This is a genomic window from Vibrio sp. Vb0598 (assembly GCF_033338935.1).
GTDB lineage: Bacteria > Pseudomonadota > Gammaproteobacteria > Enterobacterales > Vibrionaceae > Vibrio > Vibrio alginolyticus.
Genome location: NZ_JAWOTP010000002.1, coordinates 136,157 through 156,762, shown reverse-complemented (window position 1 = coordinate 156,762; position 20,606 = coordinate 136,157). Strand labels below are relative to the sequence as shown.

The following is a 20,606-nucleotide window of genomic DNA, read 5'->3' as shown; positions in this document are numbered from 1 at the left end:
CCTAGTCTAGGACTGGTTACATTGAGCTTTGATCGAAATCGTTGCCTTGGTCAGTACCTGTTTGAGTATCCGAGTCGAAGCTGCCAGAGTCATCCGTGAAGTCAACACCTTGATCTTGACCTCCTGCACTTGTCCAGTCGCTGCCGCCAGATTCCATACCCGCCATATCTGGTTGCTGATCTTGAGCAGAACCTTGCATGGTGTATTGATCATCGACTTCAACTTCAACTGTGCCACTCGCACCTTCTACTGCGCTGCCCAATTCGTCGTAACCTTGGAATTGGATTTCGCTCGTACCTTCGTAACCTTCTGGTAGGTCAACCGATACTGGTTGGTTCAGGTTGCCACTTAATGTGAAGCTGCCATCGCCATTATCCAGTGCGTTGCTTACCGATGCGCCATCAGGTAGACCGGACATTTCTGCATAATCCACCGATTCGTTACCGCTGACCTCATCTGGAACCGAGATAGAAATGGTATCGCCTGGTGCTGCAGTCACATCAGCTGCGCTCTCCTCTTCACTGTCTGCACCGTTTGCTGCTTGCTCTTCAGGCTGTTGCGCTTCGCCAACTTGCTGCTCTGCTGATGCTTGAGCAGTTTGGATTTGTGGCTCGTCGCTTTGCGCTGAATCGTCCGCAACTTGGATGCTCAGATTCTGAGTCGATACTTCACCATTGTCGTTGACCTGAACATCCATAGCCAAATTGCCATCGAAGTCATCGTTCGGCCAGTATGTCCACTCTTCATCACCTGATTTCGCAAAGAAACCAGCATCGTTTGCATCGGCGACATCCAACACTTCTGCAGAAGGGCTAATGCCAAGTTCATCAATCAACTGTGCTTCCGTTAGTGTTAGTGAACCATCATCAGCCAGTGCGTAGCCTTCGCTGGTTGTGGTTTCACCTTCACCTTGGATGTCGACATTAAAGAAGCTCTCAATGCGGTTTTCACCGTCAGTTGCAATGAAGCCAACTTGAACATCTCCGGTGTAGCCTTCTGCTGGTGTGAATTGGTAGTTACCTTGGTTATCGGTCTCTATCACACCTTGACCTTCCATTAGGCTCACTGACTCAATGCTCAAGCTGTCGCCTTCTGCATCGCTCAATGTCGATAGCATGTCGTCATTGGTGAACGACAAGGTGCCATCCGCTGCCATTTCTGTGGTAGAAATGCTGTCGATTTCTGGAGAAGCATTCTCTTGTGGTGCGTCTTCTTTCACGACCACGCCTGTTTGCTCATCATGAAGCACACCGTCTTTATCAATCACATAAGCGATATCCGCTTCACCAGTAAAGCCTGGTGCTGGATTGAATGTCCATGTGCCATCACCGTTATCAACAATTTCACCTTGGCTGCGATCAGCTAGGTGAACGAATTTCACTTCATCACCCGCGTCTGCGTCTACGTTTTCTGCCAATCCAATTAGGTCATCAGCGGTTAGGATAACGGGCTCACCCGCTAGGGTTTCGAAGTCACCTGAATCGATGCCATCTTCGAACTCTTCTGGCTCGTCACCATAATCCACCGTTGTTGCGGTCACGGTTACGAAGAACTCGCCATTAAAGTCAGCCGGAGGCGTCATTTGCAGGTCTGAGATATCCCACTCGTTCAAGTCGATGTATTGACCCGGTTCCGTAATGGTAATGGTGTTCACACCATCCGTAACTTCGAAGCCAACAGGGAAACCAGTCATCACTAGGTTACTTAGCGTTTCTGAATCGTCGATTAGACCGACATTCAAGCCTAGGTGACCCGTTTCGTCCTCACCGAACACTAACGGACCATCATGGTCGGTTGTGATGACTGCGCCATCGGCAACAGGGCGAACAAACACTGGTACGTCAAGTACCGTCTCAAACTCACCGTCACTTACCACAACTTGCAAGTCAGAAACCCCTGCAAAATCGCCAGTCGGTGTGAATGTCCAAGTACCGTCACCGTTGTCTGTTACCTCACCACCATCTTCACCTTCTGCGGTGATAATGCGTGATACGACTAGGTTTTCAGTGTCGATATCGCCGAACAAGTTCATCAGGTCGCCCGCGTCGAAGGTGAATGCGCCATCCTCGTCGGTTGCCATAAAGGCATTACCCACATTGAATGGAGCATCGTTGACTGGAATAACATCCACATTCAACGAGCCTTCAACCACTTCTTCACCATCCGTCGCGGTGTAGCCCAGTTCCACCAAACCATTGAAGTCTTGAGTGGTCACCAAGTGGTACATACCATCTGGCTGCTGAGTTAATGTCGCGTTTGCAGGCGCACGAACCGTGATGCTTTCTACGCTGATTTCGTCACCATCAAGATCCGTAACTTGATCAGCGATGTAAGCAGGGTCAATCACCATGACCACATCTTCTTCGCCTTGCATCTGGATGGTTGGCGCTTCTGGTGCATCGTTAACCGCTTCGATGTTTAGATTGCCTTCAACCGGCGTCACTAAATCACCATCGCTGACACCGAACGACATTGGCACATCACCATTGAAGTTCTCAGCCGGAGTGAATGACCAAGTGCCATCACCGTTGTCTAGCAAGTCACCGTATTGCTCATCAATCACTAGGTCGACAGCAGACAGTTCGTCGTAGGTGTTGTCGATGTCTGTTGCGTTAGCAAGCAACATGTCCTGCGTGATAAGAATGGTGGTATCTTCGGTGCCAGCAATATTCACTGGCGTTGATTGCGGCGCATCGTTAATTGGGTTCACCGTTAGGTCAACGCCCACTTCCACGCTTGCACCATCGTTATCAATCAAGTCGAAACTTAGGTCGATATCGCCATTGAAGTTCGCATCAGGCGTAATCGTAAAGCTACCATCTTGGTTCTCAACAACGGTTGCATTGGCAACCGCGGTTAAGTTCACTGCTTCTAGATTATCGCTGTCGACGTCACCCGCTTGAGCCAGTAACTGCTCTTGACTCAATGTGATTGAACCGTCTTCATCGACACTGTAAGCCAAATCGCCAGATACCGGAGCATCATTGATTGGTAAGACATCAATGTTCGCGTTGGTTGTCGCAGTTGCACCGTCTTCATCAGCCACTACTACGTCTAGACTTACGCCACCGTTGAAGTTTTCATTTGGCGCGAAGCTGTAAGTGCCATCGTCATTCGCCGTTAGAATGCCGTCGCTACCACTGTAAGAGACGCTTTCTAGGCTCACGTCGCCCTCCACATCGCTTGATTGCGCTAACAGTTGCTCTTCCGTGAAGATAATGACTTCGTCTTCATTGACAGAGTAACTTGTCGCACCTGCGATTGGTGGATCATTCACCTCAAGTACTGTAATACCTGCGGTAGTTGAATCCGTCGCACCGTCTTCATCGACCACGACAACATCTAGGCTCACTTCGCCATTGAAGTTCTCATTTGGAGAGAAGGTGTACGTACCATCACCATTGTCTTGGAACACACCATCTGCGCCACTGTAGCTCACGCTATCAACCGAAACATCGCCTTCAATATCCGATGAGTTCGCTAGTAGCTGTTCATCACTGATGGTGATCGAGTTATCTTCATGCACTGTGTAAGACGTGCTGCCCGCAACCGGTGGATCGTTCTCAGGTGTGACTGTCACATCGATATTCGCGGTCACGGTATCCGTGCCATCAGAAACATCAAAGGTGAAGTTCACGTCGCCATTGAAGTTTTCGTTTGGCGCGAAGCTGTACGTGCCATCACCATTGTCGGTTAGGACACCATCTGCGCCAGTGTAAGACACACCTTCTACCGATAGGTCATCGCCATCGATATCCGTTGCGCCATCAAGCAGATCTTCATCAGTGAACAGCAAGACGCCATCTTCACCAATGGTGAACGCTTGATCTTCCGGCTGCGGCAAGTCATTAACTGGGTTAACCTTTAGGTCCGCCGTTGCAACGATAGTATCGCTGCCATCATTGATATCGAACGTGATATCAATGTCGCCATTGAAGTTCGCGTCAGGCGTGATAGTAAAGCTACCATCGTCATTAGCCGTAACCGTCGCATCACCGTCAACCACTAGGTTGGAAGCGGTTAGTGCATCGCCTTCTACATCCGATGCTTGTGCCAGTAACTGCTCTTGACTCAATGTGATTGAACCGTCTTCATCGACGCTGTAAGCCAAGTCGCCAGATACCGGAGCATCGTTGACTGGCAATACATCAATGTTCGCGTTGGTTGTCGCAGTTGCACCGTCTTCATCAGCGACGACTACGTCTAGGCTTACGCCACCGTTGAAGTTTTCATTTGGTGCGAAGCTGTAAGTGCCATCGTCATTCGCCGTTAGAATGCCGTCACTACCACTGTAAGAGACGCTTTCTAGGCTCACGTCACCTTCCACATCACTTGATTGCGCTAGCAGTTGCTCTTCCGTGAAGATAATGACTTCGTCTTCATTGACAGAGTAACTTGTCGCACCTGCGATTGGCGAATCGTTCACCTCAAGTACCGTAATACCTGCGGTGGTTGAATCCGTCGCACCGTCTTCATCGACAACCACAACGTCAAGGCTCACTTCACCATTGAAGTTCTCGTTTGGCGAGAAGGTGTAAGTGCCATCACCATTAATTTCGAGCACACCGTCGTTACCGCTGTAGCTCACGCTGCTGATCGCAACATCACCCTCGATATCAGACGAATTCGCCAGTAACTGCTCGTCACTAATGGTGATTGAGTTGTCTTCATGCACTGTGTAAGACGTGCTACCGGCCACCGGAGGATCGTTCTCAGGTGTGACTGTCACATCGATATTCGCGGTCACGGTATCCGTGCCATCGGAAACATCGAAGGTAAAGTTCACGTCACCATTGAAGTTTTCGTTTGGTGCAAAGCTGTAAGTGCCGTCACCATTGTCGGTTAGGACACCGTCCGCGCCAGTGTAAGTCACGCCTTCAACTGTTAGGTTGTCACCTTCTACATCCGTCGCGCCTGTTAATAGGTCTGCATCTGTAAAGGTAAGAATACCGTCCTCACCCACTGTGAACGCTTGATCTTGTGGCTCTGGAGCGTCATTGACTGGTGTTACTGTTAAGTCGAGACCAGCCGCGACCACTTCTTCCCCGTCAGTCACATCGTAGGTGAACTCGATGTCACCGTAGAAGTTCTCGCTTGGAGTAATGGTGAAGCTGCCATCCTCGTTCATTTCAACCGTTGCATTTTCATCATTGGTGCTCAGGTTGATTGCGCTTAGGTCGTCACCATCAATATCAACGGCATGCTCAAGTAACTGCTCTTGAGTCAGCGTAATGCTGTTGTCTTCAGCAGTGACTGCGCTGATATCACCCGTCACTTCTGGTGCATCATTGGTTGGCGAGATATGAATCGTCACATCTTGCGTCGCTGTCGCCGTTGTACCTGTATCCACATCTGTAGAGGTTGCGTTCACGGTTAGCGTCACATCGCCGTTGAAGTCCGCTGAAGGGATAAACTCTAGCCCTTCTAGCTCGCCCGGTTGTAGTGACCAAGTGCCGTCGCCATTATCAACACCTGCTGATAGCGAGCTGCCTTCTGGCACATCTTCAATCAAGATAGCGAGGTTTTCTGAACCATCGGTATCGGTTAACGCTGCATCGATATCAAGCGGCACTGGTGTATCTTCGGTGCCAATGATTTGGTAATCCGCGTCCGCTACCGTGATTTCGATGTTGTCGATACCAAACGATTCATCCCAAACGTCTTGATTCAAGGTTGAACCGAAGCCAAGTTGCAATTCACCATCCTCGACAGGAACCGTCAGATTGATTTGGTGAGCTTGGTCGTTCCAACCACTGAAGCCTTCACGTTGAGAGGCTCCGTGGATCACTTCACCTACTTCGTTACCGTCAGAATCGTAAAGCGTTGTCGTACCATCTTGAGTACGGAACGCGGAGTTCTCCAAGGTGGTTAGCTGTTCACCGCCGACAAAGATTTGGAACGACTCGCCATCCCAAGAATCGATTTCGTAGAAGCTAAACGAAATATTCACTTCATTGACATCGCTTGGGATCTCGTAGGTTTTGCTGACCGCTTCATCACCGCCAGTGCCACCAATACGACCCAGCATGTCGCCCGTTTCGAAGCCTTGTGAACTCTCAGTGTTCGCGTTCCAACCGTTCGAGCCAGACTCGAAGTTATCAGAAGCAATCACCAAGTCTGAAGCAATCGAAAGCTCTGGCATATCGACCACAGATTGAACATCAATGTTCGCTTCTGCTGGCACGGTTGCGGTGCCATCGTTGACATCAAACGTTACGTTCACGTTGCCATCGAAGTTTTCATTCGGTGCAAAAGTGTACGTGCCATCACCGTTATCAACCAAGGTACCACTGTCAGAAGCAACATTTTCAACCGTCAAGTTATCACCATCGATATCACCTGCATTTTGCAGCAGTTGCTCTTCAGTGAAGGTGAAGCTGGTGTCTTCTTGCGTAACAAACTGTGGCTGACCAACCGTTGGTAAGTCGTTCACTGGGTTCACAGTCAGATCGGCTGTCGTTTGAATGGTCGCATCACCGTCCGTAATGTCGAAGCTCAGATCAATGTCGCCATTGAAGTCCGCATCCGGCGTGATAGTGAAGCTACCATCGTCATTCGCAACAACGGTCGCATTGCCGTCAACAGTCAGGTTGGATGCAGTTAGGTCATCGCCATCCACGTCGCCGGCTTGAGCAAGAAGCTGCTCTTGGCTGAGAGTGATAGAACCATCTTCATCCACGCTGTAAGCCAAATCACCTGATACTGGAGCATCGTTGACTGGAAGAACATCGATGTTGGCATTGGTTGCTACCGTTGCGCCATCTTCATCGGTCACGACAACATCTAGGCTGACATCACCGTTGAAGTTTTCGTTTGGTGCGAAGCTGAATGTGCCATCGCCGTTGTCAGTAAAGATACCGTCGGAGCCGCTGTAGCTGACGCTATCAATCGCCACCTCACCTTCAACATCAGAAGCATTCGCCAATAGCTGCTCAGAGCTAATGGTGATGACTTCATCTTCGTTAACGGAGTAGCTGGTCGCACCTGCGATTGGTGGGTCGTTCACCTCAAGAACAGTAATGCCAGCGGTGGTTGAGTCCGTCGCACCGTCTTCATCTACCACGACAACATCTAGGCTCACTTCACCATTGAAGTTCTCGTTTGGCGAGAAGGTGTAAGTACCGTCACCATTGTCTTGGAACACGCCATCTGCGCCACTGTAGCTCACGCTGTCGATTGCTACTTCGCCTTCTACGTCAGATGAGTTAGCCAATAGTTGTTCGTTACTGATGGTGATCGAATTATCTTCATGCACCGTGTAAGACGTGCTGCCTGCTACCGGTGGATCGTTCTCTGGCGTCACGCTTACATCGATATTTGCGGTCACGGTATCCGTGCCGTCAGAAACATCGAAGGTAAAGTTCACGTCGCCATTGAAGTTCTCGTTTGGCGCGAAGCTGTAAGTGCCATCACCATTGTCGGTTAGGACACCATCTGTGCCAGTGTAAGACACACTTTCTACCGATAGGTCATCGCCATCGATATCCGTTGCACCATCAAGCAGATCTTCATCAGTGAACAGCAAGACGCCATCTTCACCAATGGTGAACGCTTGATCTTCTGGCTGTGGTAGGTCGTTAACTGGATTAACCGTCAGGTCAGCTGTTGCAACAATAGTGTCGCTGCCGTCGTTGATGTCGAACGTGATATCAATGTCACCATTGAAGTTCGCATCAGGCGTAATGGTAAAGCTGCCATCATCGTTTGCCGTAACCGTTGCATCACCGTCAACCACTAGGTTAGTCGCGGTTAGCGCGTCCCCTTCTACATCCGATGCTTGAGCAAGAAGCTGCTCTTGGCCAAGCGTAATTGAATTGTCTTCATCGACACTGTAAGCCAAGTTGCCCGATACTGGCGCATCATTGATTGGCAATACATCGATGTTGGCATTGGTTGCTACCGTTGCGCCATCTTCATCGGTCACGACAACATCTAGGCTGACATCACCGTTGAAGTTTTCGTTTGGTGCGAAGCTGAATGTGCCATCGCCGTTGTCAGTAAAGATACCGTCGGAGCCGCTGTAGCTGACGCTATCAATCGCAACTTCACCTTCAACATCAGAAGCGTTCGCCAATAGCTGTTCAGAGCTAATGGTGATGACTTCGTCTTCGTTCACTGAGTAGCTAGTCGCACCTGCGATTGGTGGATCGTTCACCTCAAGAACAGTAATGCCAGCGGTGGTTGAGTCCGTCGCACCGTCTTCATCTACTACGACAACATCTAGGCTCACTTCGCCATTGAAGTTCTCGTTTGGCGAGAAGGTGTACGTACCGTCACCATTGTCTTGGAACACACCATCTGTGCCGCTGTAGCTCACGCTATCAATCGCCACTTCGCCTTCTATATCAGACGAGTTAGCCAACAGCTGTTCGTTACTGATGGTGATCGAGTTGTCTTCATGCACTGTGTAAGATGTGCTACCTGCCACTGGTGGATCGTTCTCTGGTGTGACTGTCACATCGATATTCGCAGTCACGGTGTCCGTGCCATCGGAAACATCGAAGGTGAAGTTCACATCACCATTGAAGTTCTCATTCGGTGCGAAGCTATATGTACCATCGCCATTGTCAGTTAGGACACCGTCCGCGCCTGTGTAAGTGACACCTTCTACCGATAGATCATCGCCATCGATGTCCGTTGCACCATCCAACAGGTCTTGATCAGTGAAGGTCAACACACCATCTTCACCAATGGTGAACGCTTGATCTTCCGGCTGCGGCAAGTCATTAACTGGGTTAACGGTTAGGTCCGCCGTTGCAACAATAGTGTCGCTGCCGTCGTTGATATCGAACGTGATATCAATGTCGCCATTGAAGTTCGCATCTGGCGTGATAGTGAAGCTACCATCGTCGTTTGCCGTAACCGTTGCATCACCGTCAACCACTAGGTTAGACGCAGTCAGCGCATCACCTTCTACATCCGATGCTTGAGCAAGTAGCTGCTCTTGGCTTAGCGTAATTGAATTGTCTTCATCAACGCTGTACGCCAAGTTACCAGATACAGGTGCATCATTGATTGGTAAGACATCGACTGTGATGTAAGTATCAACCTCTGCGCCATCTTCATCGCGAATGGTCACATCCAACTGTACTTGACCGTTGAAGTTTTCATTCGGTGCAAAGCTACAAGTACCATCACCGTTTACTGAGAAGATGCCATCTGGACCGTCGTAGCTGATGCCTACTAGCTCAACATCCCCTTCAACATCCGAAGCATTCAGTAGCACTTGCGATTCACTGAAGGTTAGAACTTGGTCTTCATCGATAGTGTATGCGGTAGGACCTGCGATTGGTGGGTCATTTACCTCAATCACAGTAATGCCTGCAGTGGTCGAGTCCGTTGCACCATCTTCATCGACAACGACAACATCTAGGCTCACCTCGCCGCTGAAATTTTCGTTTGGTGAGAAGGTGTACGTACCATCACCGTTGATTTCCAGCACGCCATCGTTACCGCTGTAGCTCACGCTATCAATCGCCACTTCGCCTTCTATATCAGACGAGTTAGCCAACAGCTGTTCGTTACTAATGGTAATCGAATTGTCTTCATGAACGGTGTAAGCCGTGCTGCCTGCAACCGGTGGATCGTTCTCCGGCGTCACGCTTACGTCGATATTCGCCGTCACGGTATCCGTGCCATCGGAAACATCGAAAGTGAAGTTCACGTCGCCATTAAAGTTCTCGTTTGGTGCGAAGCTATATGTGCCATCACCATTGTCAGTAAGAACACCGTCCGCCCCTGTGTAAGTGACGCCCTCAACAGATAAGTCATCCCCTTCAATATCGGTAGCGCCTGTTAGGAGATCCGCATCAGTAAAGGTCAGCACACCATCTTCACCAATGGTGAACGCTTGATCTTGTGGTTCAGGCGCATCGTTAACTGGTGACACCAATAACTCAAGGTTGGTTGAGACAACATCATCGCCGTCAGACACATCGAACGTAAAGGTGATGTCACCATTAAAGTCCGCATCTGGCGTTAAGGTGTAAGTACCGTCACCATTGTCTGTGATGGTGATATTTTCATCATCCGTTGCCAAGTTCAGTGCTGTCAGTTGGTCTCCATCCAAGTCACGCGCATTAGCGAGCAAATCTTCTTGCGTGATTAGGATTGAACCATCTTCTTCAACCACAGCAGAAACAGGCAATGCTTCAGGCGTATGTTCAATGTGAGCACCCGTTGCATTGACGTAGATGGTTTGAGAAACGGTTTCAGAATCATTATTTGATAGCTCTGTCGCCGTTGCCGTTACATTGATTTCTAGCTGTTGGTTAAAGTCTTCTGGCAATTGAATCTGTAGCTCTTGTTCAATTGCTGTGGTTGGAAGCGTTACAGAACCATCTGGACCGACTGTTACTTCACCGCTGTAGATCTGGCTGTTCACTTCACCTACATCAATGGTGAAGTTGAAGTCACTATAATCGGCATCGCCGCCACCGTAGAGATCTTCAAAGCCGTAAACCAGTTCACCGTCTTCGTTCACAGTAGTTCGAGTATGTTCAATGCCATCTTGGTTGAGCTCTGAGCTTGTGCCGCCATGGAAGACTGCATCACCAAATTGGCTTTGAATCACGGTTTCAGAACCATCAGCACCCACAAACACGAGTTGTGGGTCGACCGTATCCATGTTCGCAGGAGAGCCATCTGCCGCACGGAACTCATACTGACCATCTTGCATGGACGCAAAGTCATTGAAGTTATGACCGTTAGGAATCAAGAATAGGTTGAAGCTTTCCCCTTCCGAGATTTGGAAGCTGAACTGATCTTGTCCCGGAACGAGGTCACCGCCTCCGCCAACTTGAGAGGCGTTTTCGTACACCACTTCAACGCCCGTGATGTTGCCATCTTCATCGACTTTGTAGTAACCCGCTGTGTTTTGGTAACCCGCGGTTTCACCTTCAAACGTAACCGTGATTTCAGTATCGTTGAAACTGGTGATACCGTTGTCTTGATCGTTAAGCACCCCTTCGTTGTCGTAGCTGATCACCGAACCTTCAGGAACACCATCCACGGTCACAGTCAGCGTTTCTGACAAGTCTTGGTCAACCAATGCTGCAGCGATGTTCACTTCAACAATACCGCCTGGCTCAACCAAGATTGCTTGATCATCCACGTTTCGACCGTCGCCATCAGTGATGACTAGATCTGGCGCATCTGCCACGGCTTCGATATGGACATTAATGTCTTGCTCAACTTCATCCGTACCGTCAGAAACCGTAAAGCTGAATTGCAAGTCACCACTGAAATGCTCTTCTGGTACGAAGCTAAATGTACCGTCACCGTTGTCCGTTACAGTACCTTCATCACCCGAGTAGTTAATGCTGGTAACGGTGAGGTCATCACCATCAATATCAATCGCGCCACTTAGCAGATCTTCTTGCGTGAACAGGATGCTGCCATCCTCTTCAATTTGGTACATGCCAGGCGCAACAATTGGAATGTCATTGACTGGATTCACCGTCAATGTCATTTCATTAGCAACACTTAGTTCACCGTCACTCACTTCATAAGTGAATGCAATGTCACCATTGAAGTTTTCCGACGGTGTCACCGTGAAGGTGCCGTCGCCGTTATCCACGATAGAGGCATTCGGATCATTGGTTTCTAGTGCCGTTGCGTATAGGTCATCACCATCTTGATCGCTGGCATTTTCAAGCAGCATTTCTTGTGTCACGAGGATAGAGCCATCCTCGTCCACGTCTGCCACGATTGGCGCTGCTTCTGGTGCGTCGTTGACGAACTCAACTTTCAAGTCGATGTTTGCCGCCACCACATCGGTGCCATCACTCACATCAAACGTGAGGTCAACATTACCAAAGAAGCCCTGCTCTGGCGTTAACGTGTAGGTGCCATCGCCATTGTCTGTCACTTGAACCGTATCGCTTGAGCTCGTCACGTTCACAACAGATAAGTCATCGCCTTCGATGTCCGTCGCTTGAGCCAGCAGCTCTGCTTCAGTAATCGTGATGGCTTCACCGTCTTCTGTGGTGAAGGACAAATCAGGTACATCTGGCAGGTCGTTCACTGGGTTAACAGTGAGGTTTAGATCCGCGGCGACGGTTTCGATCGCGTCAGTTACGTCATAAGTAAATTCGATTTCACCAAAGAAGTTTTCGCTCGGTGTAATCGTAAAGCTACCATCAGCGTTCTCAACGATGGTTGCATTAGGATCGTTGGTCGACAGGTTCACCGCTTCAAGGTTGTCACCATCCACGTCCGTCGCGTTCGCTAATAAGTCTTCTTGAGTGATGGTAATTGAGCCATCTTCATCGACGACCGCATCAACTGGACCGCTAACCTCTGGACCTTCGTTGACGATCTCAACATCGATCTTCGCTGTGCTTGGTGCACTTGCTTGACCATCGCTGATGTCGAAGGTCAGGTTCACTTCACCATAGAAGTTCGAAGTTGGTTCGAAGGTAAAGGTGTTGTCGCCGTTGTCTGTCAACGTACCTTGTGACTGGTCAACAAGCAGCAGATTCTCGATATGCAGAATGTCGCCATCAACATCGGTCGCACCTGATAACAGGTCTTTTGCTTCGATGATGATCGTGCCGTTTTCTAGCATTTGAGTATGCAGCGGTGCACCAGGGACTGGCACATCGTTGATCGGAATAACGGTCAGATCTAGATGGGTATCGACTTCATCGGTGCCATCGAAGACTTTGTAATCGATGTCGACTTCACCATTGAAGTTTTCATTCGGCATAAAGGTGTAAGTGCCGTCGCCATTGTCGACAAGCTCACCGTTGTCACCGCTGTAAGAGATATCAGAGATAGACAGCGCATCGCCTTCCACGTCACTTGCATTGGCAAGCAAATCATCCGCGCTAAACGTAATGCCCACATCCTCATCAGTCGACAACACAATCGGACCAGAAACGATTGGAGCATCGTTTACTGCTTCGAAGTTGATGTTGATGATGTTGTCGTCAGTGAGTTCACCATCCGTAACTTGGTAGCCAAGCTCAATCTCACCGTAGAAGTTCTCATCTGGTGTGACTGTCCACGTACCATCGCCGTTGTCGGTTAACGTAGCGTGCTCCGCGTTATCCCCCACCAGCTCTAGGTTTTGAATATCAAGAACGTCACTATCGATATCACTCGCTTGTGCGAGAAGCTGCTCTTCAGTGATAACCACAGAGGCAAACTGCGTAGAACCTTCGGTATCGATGGTCACATTTGGCAGATCAGCCGTCAGTTCGATTTCACTGTCACCTTCACGGATATTCAGTTCTACCGTTTCCGTGATTTCCGTGCCGTCCACGCCAATAGATGTGAACACCGCTTCATCATGACAAGTTTGCGAAACCGTCATGTTTTGAACCACGTAAGTACCGTTACCTTGAATCGTACCTAGCTCAAAGTAAGATACCGGTTCGTTCACCGTTAGGGTGTAATCCGTCTCATAGCTACCACGATCTTCTTTGTGGTAAGTCATCGAGTCGATCAAGTCACCATCAGAGTTAAAGGCGCGAATTTCGACTTCGGTAAAGTGGCGAGACTCTTCCATAAACCAGCCGCCTAGACCATCTAGGTGGAAGCTGATTTCGTTGATGTCTTGGCCTTCAACGGTCACAGTCAGTTTTTCATCACCGCTCAAGCCTTGGCGGTCAGTATCGCCAATACCGTGACCGATGTGTGTTTTACCATTCCACGCACCGAGTGGGTCATCATTACTTTGAACAGTAACTTTCAAATCGCCATCGACAAACTCACGTGTGTAAGGGTCAACAGCAGTACCCCAATCATCGAGGCTAGCGTTGTCATCAAAGGTACCAATTTGACTTGTATGCGTACCGTTTGCCAATGCATCATCATTTGGAATGAAGCGCACTTCCGTATCTGCAGGAACCTCCTGCCCGACTTTTAGCTGTACCCATTCGTCATTTAGATTCGCTTCAATGATGCCGTTTTCAGGCGCTTGGTCGAGACGTAACGCAGGCTCTTCACGCAGAGAAACACCCACGGTTTGGTCTTCTTCCGCTTGAATAAAGATTTCGTCGCCCGCTTCTGGCGCATCGTTGACAGGGTTAACGGTCAGATCCAACGTGGTCAGAACATCATTTTCGCCATCGCTGATGTTGTAAGTGAAGTCCAACTCACCGTTAAAGTTTTCCGTATGCGTAATCGTGAATGAACCATCGTCGTTGGCTACGATCGTCGCATCTGGGTCATTGGTTTGTAGATTGCTGGCAACAAGGTCATCACCTTCAATGTCTGTCGCATTCGCAAGCAACTGTTCTTGTGTAATGGTGATGGCGTTATCTTCATCCACTTCAGCTTGAATGCCTGACGTTTCTGGTGCGTCGTTCACCGCGATAACATCGATGCCTGCGGTTGTTGTATCCGTTGCACCATCTTGGTCGATGACCGTAACGTCGAGCGAAATGTTACCGTCAAAGTTCTCATTTGGCGTAAAGGTATATGTACCGTCGCCGTTGTCCACGAAGCTACCGTCGTTACCAGAGTAGCTAACATTCGCCAAGGCTACATCGCCTTCCACATCAGAAGAGTTGGCTAACAACTGCTCGTCACTAATGGTGATTTGACCGTCTTCTTGAACCGTGTAAGACGTAGAACCTGCCACCGGTGGATCGTTCACTGGTGTCACGCTGACATCAATGAATGCCGGTGTTGAACCTGTGCCGTCAGACACATCGAATGTGAACTGAACATCACCGTTGAAGTTTTCATTCGGCGCGAAGCTGTAAGTGCCATCGCCATTGTCGGTAAGCACACCATCCGCACCGGTGTAGAGTACGTTTTCGATAGACAGATCATCTCCATCAATATCCGATGCGCCTTCCAATAGGTCTGCATCCGTGAACAGCAAGGTGCCATCTTCTTCTACCGTGAACTGTTGATCTTGCGCTTGTGGCAAGTCATTCACAGGATTAACCGTAATATCCAGACCAACTTGTACCGAGCCACCATCGTTATCAATGATATCGAAGGTCAGATCTAGGTCGCCGTTGTAGTTTTCATCCGGTGTGATGGTGTAACTGCCATCATCGTTGTATTGAATTGTCGCGTTGTCATCTGTCGATAGATTGATGGCTTCAAGGTTCTCGCTATCAATATCGCCCGCTTTGGCAAGCAACTGCTCTTGGCTTAGCGTGATTGAGCTGTCTTCGTTGATGGTGTAAGCCAAATCGCCCGATACTGGTGGATCGTTGATTGGCAATACATCGACATTGATGTGCGTATCAACGGTTGCCCCATTTTCATCTTGAATGGTCACATCCAACTGAACTTGACCATTGAAGTTCTCGTTTGGTGCAAAGCTGCAAGTACCATCGCCATTGACGGTAAAGATACCATCCGAGCCTTCGTAACTGATGCCAACAAGCTCTACATCACCCTCGATATCAGATGCGTTGGCAAGAATTTGTGACTCACTAAATGTCAGTACTGAATCTTCGTCAACCGTGTAAGACGTTGGACCGGCAACTGGAGGATCATTCACTTCAATGACCGTAATGCCTGCGGTCGTTTCGTCAATCGCACCTTGCTCATCCGCCACAATCACATCAAGGCTGATATCACCACTGAAGTTCTCATTCGGCATGAAGGTGTAAGTGCCGTCACCGTTGTCTTGGAATACGCCATCGGTGCCTGAATAGGTCACGCTATCGATGGACACCGCGCCTTCCACATCCGAAGAGTTAGCCAGAAGCTGCTCGTCGGAAATTGTAATCGCATTATCTTCATCAACCGTGTAAGACGTTGAACCTGCAACCGGAGGATCGTTCACTGGAGTGACGCTCACATCCACATTGGCAGGTACGGTTTCAGTGCCGTCAGAAACACCAAAGCTAAAGCTGACGTCGCCGTTGAAGTTTTCATTTGGTGCAAAGGTGTAAGTACCATCACCGTGGTCAGTCAGCACACCATCGCTGCCTGTGTAGCTAATGCCATCAACCGTTAAGTTATCGCCATCGATATCGGTCGCACCAGCAAGCAAGTCTGCGTCAGTAAACTGCAGCGTGCCGTCTTCTTCAACACTGAACTGCTGGTCTTGAGGAACAGGAAGATCGTTAACCGGATTAACCGTTAGATCCGCCGTTGCTTGGATAGTGTCTGTGCCGTCCGTAATGTTGAATTGGATATCAATGTCACCATTAAAGTCCGCATCTGGTGTAATCGTGAAGCTGCCATCATCGTTCGCTGTGACGGTTGCGTTTCCATCCACCGTCAAATCACTAGCAGTCAGACCATCGCCCTCAATATCAGACGCTTGAGAAAGAAGCTGCTCTTGGCTGAGTGTAATCGCACCGTCTTCATCAACACTGTAAGCCAAATCACCCGATACTGGCGCATCATTGATTGGCAATACATTCACATTGATGACGGTATCAACTTCTGCTCCATCTTCATCTCGAATGGTGACATCAAGCTGAACTTGTCCGTTAAAGTTCTCGTTTGGCGCGAAGCTGCACGTTCCATCATCGTTAACGGTGAAAATGCCATCCGGACCATCGTAACTAATGCCAACAAGCTCTACATCGCCTTCCACATCAGAGGCATTCAACAGCACTTGCGACTCACTAAACGTCAGAACTGAATCTTCATCAATGGTGTAAGAAGTTGGTCCAGCGACTGGTGGATCGTTCACTTCCAGCACCGTAATGCCAGCAGTGGTGGCATCCGTTGCGCCTTCTTCATCAGCGACGACAACATCAAGTGTCACTTCACCATTAAAGTTTTCATTTGGAGAGAAGGTGTACGTACCGTCACCATTGATTTGCAACACACCATCGCTGCCAGAGTAGCTCACGCTATCAATCGAGACATCCCCTTCTAAATCCGAAGAATTTGCCAACAGTTGCGCGTCAGAAATGGTAATAGAGTTGTCTTCGTGAACCGTGTAAGACGTTGAACCAGCCACCGGAGGATCATTCACCGGCGTGACGCTCACATCTACATTCGCTGAAACCGTATCCGTGCCATCAGATACGTCGAAGCTGAAGTTCACATCACCATTGAAATTTTCATTTGGCGCAAAAGTGTAAGTCCCATTGCCGTTGTCGGTCAGGATGCCATCGCCACCGTCGTAGCTCACACCTTCAACTGTTAGGTTATCGCCTTCAATATCCGTTGCGCCAGTAAGCAGGTCTGCGTCCGTAAAGATCAGCGTGCCATCTTCTTCCACACTGAACTGCTGGTCTTGAGGAACCGGCAAATCGTTGATTGGGTTAACGGTTAGATCAGCGGTTGCTTGAACGGTGTTCGTGCCATCTGAGATATCAAAGCTGATGTCGATATCACCGTTGAAATCTGCGTCCGGCGTGATGGTGAAGCTGCCATCGTCATTTTGAGTCACCGTCGCGTTGTCATCTACCGAAAGATTAGATGCCGTCAGTGCATCGCCTTCCACATCGGAAGCTTGCGACAACAACTGCTCTTGGCTCAAACGAATCGAGCCATCTTCGTCCACTGAATAAGCAAGATTGCCAGATACTGGTGCGTCATCGACAGGCGTAACACTGACATCAATGTTGGCAGAAACCGTATCCGTACCGTCGGACACATCAAAGCTGAAGTTCACATCACCATTGAAGTTTTCATTTGGCGCAAAAGTGTAAGTCCCATTGCCGTTGTCGGTCAGGATGCCGTCGCCACCATCGTAACTTACACCTTCAACTGTGAGGTTATCGCCTTCAATATCCGTTGCGCCAGCAAGCAGGTCAGCATCGGTGAAGATCAGCGTGCCGTCTTCTTCCACCTCAAAGGTTTTATCTTCAGGCACTGGTGCGTCATTGATTGGACGAACAGTTAAATCAATCGAGCTAGAAATGGTTTCTTGACCATCACTGATATCAAACGTTAAGCCGAGTTCACCATTAAAATCAGTATCAGGTGTGACGGTATAAGTGCCATCACCATTATCCACAACCGATGCATTAGCACCCACTTGCACGTTGAATGCGGCAAGATCATCGCCATCAACATCACTCGCGTATCCGAGAAGTTGTTCTTGAGTGAAGGTAATAGTGCCATCTTCATCCATGATGTATGCCAGATCTTGCCCTACTTCTGGCGCGTCATTTTCACCTTCGACTTTAATCTGGAACGTTTCGCTCGTAGTTTCGGAGTCGAAATCGTCTTCTACTTGCGTCGTGGTTTCTTCGCTGGTGTCTTGTACATCCACCGCGAAGCTCTCTTCAGTGGTTTCTGAATCTAGCTCGTCACCACCTTGAGAACCTTCAGAGTCTGAAGACGCACTTGGCGCAGATGAAGTTTGTGCCGCTTGTCCTTGCGCTTCATTGCCTTCTGCGTCCGAACCACCTTCAGAGCCAGAGGCATCACCACCACCGACCGCTTGGGCACCCGCCCCAGAATCCGAACCACCGCTGCCCAGAGCCTCGTCACCTGATTCTCCGCTAGAAGCTACACTATCAACAACATTGGATTGCGCAGCGTCAGAGTCGCTGCTACTTTCAGTATCCTCTTCTTGAACTGCGCCACCCGAGCTCACTGCTTCTTCTTCCGTACCCGCGCCACTAGGATTTTCTTCCATCGCACGATTGGCTTCATCAACAGCATCTGCACTTTCAGCACCGGTCGCTACAGTCGAAGAGACGGTCGACTGCTGTTTTTCTTCTTTTGTCCCCGTATCCTTCGTTTCTGTTTGCTCTACCGCATCGTTAAGCTTTTCATTGTCTTTTTCTTGATTAGTGTCGCCTGCCATTACAGCCTCCGTTGCTTTTTAGCTAACTGATCGTGTTTAGAGGCAGTAAAGGACACCATTTTTAGAAACCAACTTTTTTATACAACTTTTTTCATACATTTCGAGTTCTATAAAAACAAAAAAATTTGAAAACCCAGTATAAAGATCCTTACTTGTTGTCATTAAAGCAATTAGTGCGGTGGGATAATGATAAATATGACAAATCTGTTGCGCTCAGTCGACAATAGCCATAAAGGGCTGCAATTGCTATTAGGCGATTTTTACCAAGATTTCAGTGACGCAGGGATTGATATTGAGATGCTGCATAAACAAAACCGTTTTGAAGCACTCAGATGTTATTCAAAAAGACTAAAGACCATTCTCGTCTTGTTATGTGATGACGACTTACCACCAAAATTGGCAAAGCTTGAACACTTAAACAAACACCATTTCCCTGCTCCTAATGAATTGATTGAGGACGTTAAAACCGAGCTTAACAACGTAAACAAACAAATTAGCCAGCTGTTAAAAATCGAAAATTCAATCGATAGCCGCACAGGTAGTGAATCGTAGGGGTGGCTCATGAGTAATAAGCAAATAGAACATCACCTCAAAAAGGCGCTCGTTTCGAACAACGAAGCTTCGAAGGTAACAACAGACGATACAATCGTGCTAGCCAGTGCAATGACCAGCGTACACAAAACCTTGCTGGTTATCTTTTTGCTTTCCATGGTGGCTATCGCCGTGGCATCTCAGGCTCGTATCGACATTGTGGTGTCGGTGCGCGGTGAGCTATTGCTCGAATCTGACATCGAAAAAGTGCAACACCTTGAAGGCGGTATTCTAGAAGAAATGCTAGTGCGCAAAGGCGAAGTGGTTTATGAAGGTCAACCTATTGCACGCCTTCGCTCTCTGGATAGAAACACTCAACTTGATACGGTAAACACAGAGATCATTCAGCTTGAGCTAGACAAGATTCGTTACGAAAGCCTGCGCGATATGGTGGAACCCGATTTTTCTGCCTACATCGAAAAGTACCCAGAATTAGTGCAAGTCAACATGAATACCTGGCAGCAAGAATTTTCTAAAAACCGTTCCAATGAAGAGTTGATCACTCACGATATCCAACATAAGAATTCGCTTATTGATTCAATGCTCAAGCGCCGTAAAAGCTCCGAGAACCAGCTCTCCTTAATACGCAAGCAGCTCAATATTAAAAACACCTTGTACAAGGAGGAAATGGCGTCTTACGTCGATGTTCTGAATATGCAGGTTCAAGAGTCAAACATGGTGCGTGAGATTGAAAACCTTGATGAGTCGGTCATGAATGAGCGCTTCCAACTCGACAAACTAGAGAAGCAGTACCGAGACTTGGTGGAGAATCGTAATGCCGAGTATCAAGCACAAATCATTCAAGCAAACAAGGACTTAAAGTTGAAACGTATATTACGTCCTCAACACTCAGATAAAGTGGATCGCCTCGTGGTTTACGCCCCTATTGACGGTGTAGTAGATAAAGTGCACTTCAATTTCCGCTCCGCTGTGATACCGCCAGGTGAAAGCATCGCGGACATTGCACCGATCAATAACGCCCTTCATGGAGAGGCGAAGATCCCGCGTAAAGACATGGGTTTTGTAGAAATCGGACAAGCGGTCAAAGTGAAGATGGATACCTACAACTTTGCCAAATACGGATTTTTGGAAGGTCGAATTGCATCGATCAGCCGTTCTTCTTATGAAGAAGAAGACGCTGAATTCTACCTCGCGGAAATCCAAATCAGTCAAAACTATCTAGAGCGCGGAGGTACACAATACAAGCTGTCCCCTTATATGGAGTTTACCGCAGACGTGAAAACAGGTTCACGCCGGGTTATCGAATACGCAGCGAAGCCGGTTATGTCGGCTATCGAAGACGCATTCGATGAGAGGTGAT

The 20,606-nt window shown here is 48.7% G+C and carries 3 protein-coding genes; 2 read left to right on the top strand and 1 reads right to left on the bottom strand.

What is annotated here, in order from left to right:
* Window positions 1-16: 16 nt before the first annotated feature.
* Window positions 17-18,694 (bottom strand): tandem-95 repeat protein, encoded by an 18,678-nt coding sequence (locus tag R7Q38_RS03200; protein WP_318114045.1) that lies wholly within the window; start codon window positions 18,692-18,694, stop codon window positions 17-19.
* A 183-nt stretch (window positions 18,695-18,877) separates the two neighbouring features.
* Between R7Q38_RS03200 and R7Q38_RS03195 the strand changes: the two genes are divergently transcribed.
* Window positions 18,878-19,246, top strand: coding sequence for a hypothetical protein (locus tag R7Q38_RS03195; RefSeq protein ID WP_031777210.1), 369 nt, complete (start codon window positions 18,878-18,880; stop codon window positions 19,244-19,246).
* 9 nt (window positions 19,247-19,255) lie between these two features.
* The gene (locus R7Q38_RS03190) at window positions 19,256-20,605 is read left to right on the top strand and encodes an HlyD family type I secretion periplasmic adaptor subunit (RefSeq protein ID WP_005375593.1); all 1,350 of its coding nucleotides are present in this window, start codon (window positions 19,256-19,258) and stop codon (window positions 20,603-20,605) included.
* Window position 20,606 lies beyond the last annotated feature (1 nt).